The sequence below is a fragment of the Streptomyces sp. NPDC056061 genome (assembly GCF_042266885.1).
GTDB lineage: Bacteria > Actinomycetota > Actinomycetes > Streptomycetales > Streptomycetaceae > Streptomyces.
On the sequence record NZ_JBHJWQ010000067.1, the window covers coordinates 1 to 9439 of the forward strand.

2 protein-coding genes are annotated in these 9439 nt (G+C 71.4%); both read left to right on the top strand.

All coding sequences use genetic code 11. From position 1 onward, the window contains the following. Nucleotides 1-7236 (top strand): type I polyketide synthase (locus ACFC79_RS37880; protein WP_376249784.1); only part of this gene is annotated, 7236 nt, incomplete at its 5' end. A gap of 26 nt (nt 7237-7262) precedes the next feature. After that, a partial coding sequence (locus ACFC79_RS37885; RefSeq protein ID WP_376249786.1) for a type I polyketide synthase occupies nt 7263-9439 on the top strand: 2177 nt, incomplete at its 3' end.

The following is a 9439-nucleotide window of genomic DNA, read 5'->3' on the forward strand; positions in this document are numbered from 1 at the left end:
CTGGGCATCCGGGCGGGCGACCAGGTCGGCTGCGACCACCTGGAGGAGCTCACCCTGGAGGCGCCGCTGGTGCTGCCCGCACGTGGCGGAGTGCGGCTGCAACTGACGGTGGGCGCGCCGGACGCCGATGGCCGCCGTTCGCTGACGGTTCTCTCCCGCACGGTGGACGCCCCCGACGAGGAGCCGTGGACCCGGCACGCCACCGGCACGCTCGCCACCGGGGTACAGCGGCCGGAGTTCGCCTTGGCCGAGTGGCCGCCCTCCGGTGCCGAGGCCGCCGACGTCGCGGAGCTGTACGCGGCCCTGGCCGCCGACGGCCTGCCCTACGGGCCGGCGTTCCAGGGGCTGACCGCCGCCTGGCGACGTGGCGACGAACTGTTCGCCGACGTGGAACTGCCCGAGCGGTCCCGGGGGGCCGGCGCATTCGGCCTGCACCCCGCGCTGCTGGACTCCGCGCTGCACGCGCTCGGCCTGGCGGGTGACGGCCAGGGACAGGGACGGCTGCCGTTCGCCTGGAGCGGAGTGTCGCTGTACGCGAGTGGCGCGAACACGTTGCGGGTCCGGCTGGAGCTGCGGGGTGCCGCGGAGGTGCGACTGGAGATCGCGGACTCCACCGGCGCGCCGGTGGCCGTCGTGGAGTCGCTCGCGCTGCGCGCGATCTCGGCCGAGCAGGTGCGTGCCGCACGCGCGGCGTTCCATGAATCGCTGTTCCGGGTGGAGTGGGTGGAGCAGCCCGTCGCCGACGAGGGCGCGCGGGCGGATGCCCGATGGGCGGTGCTCGGCCACGATCGCCTGGGGCTCGGCGTCCCCGCGTACACCGACCTTGCGGCGCTGAGCGACGCGGTGGCATCCGGTGCGGAACTTCCCGAGATCGTCTTCGTATCGCCTGTTGAGCAGGACGCCCCGGACGCGGCAGTCGCGGCGCACCGGGCCTCTGCCGAGGCACTCGCCCTCGCCCAGGCATGGCTGGCCGACGAACGGTTCGCCACCTCCCGTCTGGTGCTGGCCTCCTCGCCCGCCGTTCCCGCACAGGCTGCCGTCTGGGGCCTGCTGCGTTCGGCGCAGGCCGAGAACCCGGAGCGCTTCGTCCTGCTCGACATCGACGATCAGGACGCCTCACGCACCGCTCTGCCGACCGCGTTGGCCTCCGGCGAGGAGCAGTTGGCCGTTCACGCGGGCGTCGTACGAACCCCGCGGTTGGGGAGGGTGCCGGTGGGTGAGGGTGCTGGGCGTGTTGTGTGGGGTGTGGAGGGGACGGTGTTGGTCACGGGTGCGAGTGGCCAGTTGGGTGGGTTGTTCTCTCGTTATCTGGTGTCCGAGTGTGGTGTGCGGAATGTGTTGTTGGTGAGTCGTCGGGGTGGTGCGGCGGAGGGTGCTGCGGAGCTGGCGGCGGAGTTGGGTGGTTTGGGTGCGTCGGTGACGTGGGCGGCGTGTGATGTGGCGGATCGGGATGCGTTGGCCGGTGTGCTGGCTGCGGTTCCGGCGGAGCATCCGTTGACGGCGGTGGTGCATACGGCCGGTGTGCTGGACGACGGCATCATCGACTCGCTCACCCCCGAACGCCTGGCGCGCGTGCTGCGTCCGAAGGTGGACGCGGCGTGGAACCTGCACGAGCTGACCCGCGACCTCCCGCTGTCCGCATTCGTTCTCTTCTCCTCCGCCTCCGGGGTCTTCGGCAGCCCGGGACAGGGCAACTACGCCGCAGCCAACGCGTTCCTGGACGCACTGGCGACACACCGCCGGGCCGAAGGGCTGCCGGCCAGCTCGCTGGCATGGGGCCCCTGGGCGGGCTCGGGCATGGCCGGGGGCCTGGACGAGATCGACATCAGCCGGATGAGGCGTGCGGGACTGCCGCCGCTGACACCGGCCGAGGGCCTGGCACTGCTCGATGCGGCACTCACCACGGCCGATGCGGCCCTGGCCCCGATGCGCGTGGACGCCGTGGCCCTGCGCGCACAGGCGGCTGCGGGCACGATTCCGCCGTTGCTGCGAGGTCTGGTCCGGGTCCCGGCGCGGCGCGCGGTGCGCAATGACGCCGCTGCGGGCAGCACCGGGCTGGCGCAGCGCCTTGCCGGGCTGGACGAGGCCGAGCAGCACCGACTGCTGCTGGACCTGGTCCGTACACAGGTCGCGGCGGTCCTCGGCTACGCGGGACCGCAGGCGGTCGAGGAGGGGAAGGCGTTCAAGGAGCTGGGCTTCGACTCGCTCACCGCCGTCGAACTGCGCAACCTGCTCCGCGAGGCGACCGGGCTGCGGCTCTCGCCCACGCTCGTCTTCGACTACCCGACCTCGCTCGCCCTGACCGGCCACCTGCGTACCGAGATCCTGGGCGACACGGCGGAAGAGACCGCGCCGGACCGGGTGACCACCGTCGCGAACGACGATCCGATCGCGATCGTGGCGATGAGCTGCCGATTCCCCGGCGGTGTGCGGTCGCCCGAGGACCTGTGGCAGCTGCTCGTCTCCGGCGGCGACGGGATCACCCCCTTCCCGGCGGACCGGGGGTGGGACCTCGACACCCTCCACAGCGACGACCCCGACCTCGAAGGCACCAGTTACGTTCGCGAGGGCGGCTTCCTGCACGACGTCGCCGACTTCGACGCGGCATTCTTCGGCATTTCGCCGCGTGAGGCCCTGGCGATGGACCCGCAGCAACGGTTGCTGCTGGAGACGTCCTGGGAGGCATTCGAGCGGGCCGGCATCGACCCGGCCACCCTCCGCGGCAGCAAGACCGCCGTGTACATCGGCTCCAATGAGCAGGACTACCTGACCCTGTGGCTGGACGAGCCGCAGGGACTCGAAGGCCACCTGGGAACAGGGAACTCGGCGAGCGTGGCGTCCGGCAGGCTCTCCTACACCTTCGGTCTGGAGGGCCCCGCCCTCACCGTCGACACGGCGTGCTCCTCGTCGGTGGTGGCGCTGCACCTTGCGGCCCAGGCGCTGCGCAACGGCGAATGCTCGCTGGCGCTGGCCGGCGCCGTGACGGTCATGTCCACCCCCAGTGCCTTCCTGGAGTTCAGCCGCCAGCGCGGTCTTGCCGCCGACGGACGGATCAAGGCGTTCTCCGGCGACGCGGACGGCACCATCTGGTCCGAGGGCGTGGGCGTGCTGCTGGTGGAGCGGCTCTCGGACGCCCGGCGCAACGGCCACCCGGTGCTCGCCGTGCTGCGCTCCACCGCCATCAACCAGGACGGTGCGAGCAATGGCCTGACGGCGCCGAACGGCCCGTCGCAGCAGCGCGTCATCCGGCAGGCCCTCGCCAACGCCGGTCTGTCGGCGTCCGAGGTGGACGCGGTCGAGGCGCACGGCACCGGGACGACGCTCGGTGACCCGATCGAGGCACAGGCCCTGCTGGCCACCTACGGCCAGGACCGCCCCGAGGGACGCCCGCTGCTGCTCGGCTCGGTGAAATCCAACATCGGCCACACGCAGGCCGCCGCCGGTGTCGCGGGCCTGATCAAAATGGTCAAGGCGATGGAACACGGCGTGCTGCCCAAGACGCTGCACGTGGACGCGCCGACCCCGCACGTGGACTGGTCGGCGGGCGACATCGAGTTGCTGACCGAGGCCGTCGACTGGCCGGAGACCGGTGGCCCGCGCCGTGCCGCGGTCTCCTCCTTCGGCTACAGCGGCACCAACGCGCACGCGATCATCGAGCAGGCACCGCCGGCCGATGCCGCGGCCGGCGGCACGACACCGGAAGCGACCCTGCCCGTTCTGGCATGGCCGATCTCCGCCCGCGACGCCGACGCACTTCAGGCCCAGGCCGAGCGGCTGCGTTCGTACGTGAGCGCCACGGAGGGGCTGCGACCGCTGGACCTGGCGTACTCACTGGCCACCACCCGTGCCGTCCTGGAGCACCGTGCCGTGCTGCTCGGCCGGGACGCCGAGGAACTCGGGCGGGGCCTGGCGGCCCTGGCCGCGGGCGAATCGACGCCGGGACTGGTGACCGGGTCCGCGACGGGGGGCACGACCGCCTTTCTCTTCACTGGCCAGGGGAGTCAGCGGCTGGGTATGGGGCGTGAGTTGTATGACGCGTTCCCGGTGTTCGCGGCGGCGTTGGATGCGGTGTGTGCGGAGCTGGATCGGCATCTCGAACAGCCTCTGAAGGCTGTGGTGTTCGGTGATGACGCCGATGTGTTGAACCGGACGGGTTTCACTCAGCCGGCGTTGTTCGCGGTTGAGGTGGCGTTGTTCCGTCTGGTGGAGGCGTGGGGTCTGCGTCCTGATTTCCTGTCGGGTCATTCGATCGGTGAGCTGGCTGCTGCGCATGTGGCGGGTGTGTTGTCCCTGGCGGATGCGGCGAAGCTGGTTGCTGCGCGTGGCCGGTTGATGCAGGAGCTGCCTGCCGGTGGTGCGATGGTGGCGGTGCAGGCGTCGGAGGAGGAGGTGCTGCCGCTGCTGGTCGAGGGTGTGAGCATTGCCGCGCTGAACGGTCCGCAGTCGGTCGTGATCGCGGGCGACGAGGACGCTGCCGAAGCGATCGCTGCCGGTTTCGAGGCGCAGGGTCGGAAGACCAAGCGGCTGACGGTCAGTCATGCCTTCCACTCGTCGCGTATGGACGGGATGTTGGATGCCTTCCGTGAGGTCGCGGAGACGCTGACGTACGAGGCGCCGCGTATTCCGATCGTGTCGAACCTCACCGGGGACCTGGTCTCCGTGGAGGAGATCACCAGCCCGGGCTTCTGGGTGCGGCACGTCCGCGATGCCGTCCGCTTCCTCGACGGTATACGGACCCTGGAGGACCAGGGTGTGACGACCTTCGTCGAATTGGGCCCCGATGGTGTGCTCACCGCGATGGCACAGGACTGCGCGGCCGAGGACGCCGGATCGGTGTTCATCACCGCCCTGCGTGCGGGCCGTTCCGAGCCCGAGGCGCTCATGCACGCCGTGGCCCGGGCCGTCGTCGGAGGTGCGGTCCCGGACTGGGCGGCGTTCTTCGCCGGGACCGGTGCCGCCCGCATCGAGCTGCCGACGTATGCGTTCCGGCCGAGCAGGTTCTGGCCGGAGACCGTCAGCGGCGTGGCACCGTCCGGGCCGCTTGCCGCGGACGCGGTGGACGCGCGGTTCTGGGAGGCCGTGGAGCGCGAGGACCTGGACGCACTCGCAACCGAACTGGCGGTGGAGGGCGAGCAGCCCTTCAGCGCGGTGTTGCCGGTCCTCTCCTCGTGGCGCCGCAGGCAGCAGGAGCGTTCCGAGGCGGAGAGCCGGATGTACCACGTCGGCTGGAAGCCCCAGCCGTCGTCGTCCGGCACGCCGGGCCTCTCCGGGACCTGGCTGACGGCCGTCCCGGCGAGCCTCGCGGACGACGGCCGCATCGGTGCGATCCTCGATGACCTGGCACGGCGCGGGGCACGGATCGTTCGCGTCGAACTGGACACCACCGACACCGAACCGACGTTGCTCGCCGCCCGGTTGGCGTCCATGACCGACGGTCCGGTCGCCGGAGTGTTCTCCCTGCTGGGGCTGGACGAGCGTCCGCACCCCGAACACCCGGCCGTACCGGTCGGTCTGGCACTGACCGGTGCGCTGGCGGAGGCATTGGCGTCGGCCGCGGACCACACCGCGGCACGGCTGTGGTGTGCCACACACGGTGCGGTGTCCGTGGCCGCGTCGGACCGGTTGGACAGCCCCGCACAGGCACAGATCTGGGGCCTGGGCCGGGCGGTCGCCCTCGAACAGCCGGAGCGGTGGGGCGGCCTGGTCGACCTGCCGGAGACACTGGACGAGCGGGCGCTGTCCCGTCTCGCCGGAGTGCTCGCCGGTGCCCACGGCGACGAGGACCAGGTGGCGATCCGCGCCGCGGGCCCCTTCGTACGGCGGCTGACGCACCGGACCGCGGCCGACGACGGCACCGAGTGGACGCCGCGCGGCACCGTTCTGGTGACCGGCGGCACCGGCGCGCTGGGCAAGCACGTGGCCCGCTGGCTGGCGGGCAACGGCGCCGAACGCCTGGTGCTGCTCAGCCGACGGGGCCCCGACGCCCCCGGCGCTGCCGAGATCGTGGCCGAACTGTCCAGCAACGACATCACGGTGACCGTCGAGGCATGTGACGTGTCCGACCGCGAGGCGCTGACCACGCTGGTCGACAAACTGGCGGCCGACGGCGCCCCGGTGCGGTCCGTGGTGCACGCCGCAGGCATCTCCCAGGTGCCAGGCACCGGGACCGAACTCCCCGAGTTCGCCGATGTCGTGGCGGCCAAGACCTTGGGCGCGATCCACCTGGACGACATCTTCTCCGGTGACACCGAGGACCGGACGCTCGACGCCTTCATCCTCTTCTCATCGATCGCCGGCGTCTGGGGGAGTGGCGGGCAGGGCGCGTACTCCGCGGCCAACGCCTTCCTCGACGCGCTCGCCGAGCAGCGCCGGGCGCGGGGCCTGACCGCCACAGCGGTGGCCTGGGGTCCGTGGGCCGACGGTGGCATGGCCACCGAGGGCGACGCCTCCGAGCAGCTCAGCCGACGCGGCCTGCCGCCGATGTCGGCGGAGCTCGGCATGGTCGCGCTGCGTCGGGCACTGTCCGGCAGCGAGACGGCCGTGACCGTGGCCGATGTCGAATGGGCACGCTTCGCCCCCGTCTTCGCCGCGGCCCGGCCGCGCCCGCTGATCGACGACCTTCCGCAGGTCCGTGCCGCCCTGTCCGACAGCACGGAGGGCAACGGCGCGGCGGACGGCGGGGCAAGCGCACCGGCGCTGCGCGAGCGGCTGACGGCGATGACCGGTGGCGAGCGGCAGAACGCGGTGCTGGAACTGGTCCGCGGACAGGTGGCGACGGCCCTCGGCCACGCCTCCGCCGCCGACGTCGGGGCCGGACGCGCCTTCAACGAGCTGGGCTTCGACTCGCTCACCGCGGTCGAACTGCGTACCAAGCTCGGCGCGGCGACCGGACTCCGGTTGCCTGCCAGCCTCGTCTTCGACTACCCGACCCCTCAGGCCCTGGCCGACCACCTGCTGCGCGAACTGGTCCCGGACGGCTCGGGCACCGGCCCGGCCGCAGCGGTCGACACCGATCCCCAGGACGCCGAACTGCGCAGGACCCTGGCCGCCATCCCGATGAGCAGGATCCGGGAGGCCGGACTGTTGGAGCCGATGCTCCAACTGGCCAACCCCCAAGCGGCGACACCCGCCGCCGGTCATGCCGATGACACCGCCGAGTCCATCGACGAGATGGACGTCCAGCACCTCATCGACATGGCACTCGACCTCGACAGCCTCGACGGCACCGAATCCTGACGCGGCCCAAAGCACGGAGTATCAAGATGACAACCCCCAACGAAAAACTCGTTGAAGCGCTGCGGGCCTCGCTCAAGGAGACCGACAGGCTGCGCCGGCAGAACCAGCAGCTCACCGAGGCATCCCGGGAGCCCATCGCCATCGTCGGCATGAGCTGCCGGTACCCGGGCGGCGTACGGTCGCCCGAGGACCTGTGGCACCTCGTCGACCGGGGCGGCGACGCCATCTCCGGCTTCCCGGAGGACCGCGGCTGGGACATCGAGTCCCTGTACGACCCGGACCCGGACCGCGAGGGCACCTTCTACGCCCGTGGGGGCGGCTTCCTCCACGAGGCCGCGGAGTTCGACCCCGGCTTCTTCGGTATCTCGCCGCGCGAGGCCCTCGCCATGGACCCGCAGCAGCGGCTGCTGCTGGAGACGTCCTGGGAGGCGTTCGAGCGGGCCGGTATCGATCCGGCGGCCGTCCGCGGTTCCCGTACCGGCGTGTTCGTCGGCGCCTCGGCCCAGGCGTACGGCGCCGGCGAGTACGACCTTCCGGAGGGCGTCGAGGGCCACCTGCTCACCGGCACTGCCTCCAGCGTCGTCTCCGGGCGGCTCTCGTACGCCTTCGGGCTGGAGGGCCCGGCAGCCACCATCGACACGGCGTGCTCGTCCTCGTCCGTCGCCCTGCACCTGGCGGTACAGGCGCTGCGCAACGGCGAATGCTCCCTGGCGCTCGCCGCCGGGGTCACCGTGCTGGCCTCCCCGGATGTCTTCGTGGAGTTCAGCCGTCAGCGTGGTCTGTCCGCCGATGGTCGGTGCAAGTCCTTCGCGGCGTCCGCCGATGGTACGGGCTGGTCCGAGGGTGTCGGTGTGCTGTTGGTGGAGCGGTTGTCGGATGCCCGGCGCAATGGTCATCCGGTGCTGGCGGTGGTGCGGGGTTCTGCGGTCAATCAGGATGGTGCGAGCAATGGTCTGACGGCGCCGAACGGGCCTGCGCAGCAGCGTGTGATCCGTCAGGCGTTGGAGAATGCCCGGCTGTCGGCCGCCGAGGTCGATGCCGTGGAGGCGCACGGTACGGGTACGACGTTGGGTGACCCGATCGAGGCGCAGGCGCTGCTGGCCACGTACGGCCAGGACCGTCCCGAGGGCCGGCCGTTGTGGCTGGGGTCGCTGAAATCCAACATCGGCCACACGCAGAACGCTGCCGGTGTCGCGGGCATCATCAAGATGGTCATGGCGATGCGTCATGGTGTGCTGCCGCAGACGCTGCATGTCGACGAGCCGTCGCCGCACGTGGACTGGGAGGCGGGCGCGGTCTCGCTGCTCACCGAGTCGGTGGCGTGGCCGGAGAGCGGACGCCCGCGCCGTTTCGGTGTCTCGTCCTTCGGTGTGTCGGGTACCAATGCGCACACGATCATCGAGCAGGCCCCGGAGCCGGAGGCCGTCGCGGAATCCGCCGCGGGCGTGCCGTCGCGCGAGTCCGGCGTGCTGCCGTGGGTGCTGTCCGCCAGGAGCACGGAGGCGCTGCGCGCCCAGGCCGAGCGGCTGCTCGCCCACATCGAGCGGTTCCCCGGGCAGCGGTCCCTGGATCTCGGTCACTCGCTGGCCACCACCCGGACCGCCCTCGATCACCGTGCGGTGGTCGTGGGGCGGGACCGGGCCGCGCTGGTCGCGAGCCTGGAGTCCCTGGCGCGTGGCGAGTCGGCGCCGGGTCTTGTGTCGGGTTCGGTGGTGGGTGGTAAGTCGGCGTTCCTGTTCACGGGGCAGGGGAGTCAGCGGCTGGGTATGGGGCGTGAGTTGTATGACGCGTTCCCGGTGTTCGCGGCGGCGTTGGATGCGGTGTGTGCGGAGCTGGATCGGCATCTCGAACAGCCTCTGAAGGCTGTGGTGTTCGGTGATGACGCCGATGTGTTGAACCGGACGGGTTTCACTCAGCCGGCGTTGTTCGCGGTCGAGGTGGCGTTGTTCCGTCTCGTCGAGGCATGGGGTCTGCGGCCTGATTTCCTGTCGGGTCATTCGATCGGTGAGCTGGCTGCTGCGCATGTGGCGGGTGTGTTGTCGCTGGCGGATGCGGCGAAGCTGGTGGCGGCCCGTGGCCGGTTGATGCAGGAGCTGCCTGCCGGTGGCGCGATGGTGGCGGTGCAGGCGTCGGAGGACGAGGTGCTGCCGCTGCTGGTCGAGGGTGTGAGCATTGCCGCGCTGAACGGTCCGCAGTCGGTCGT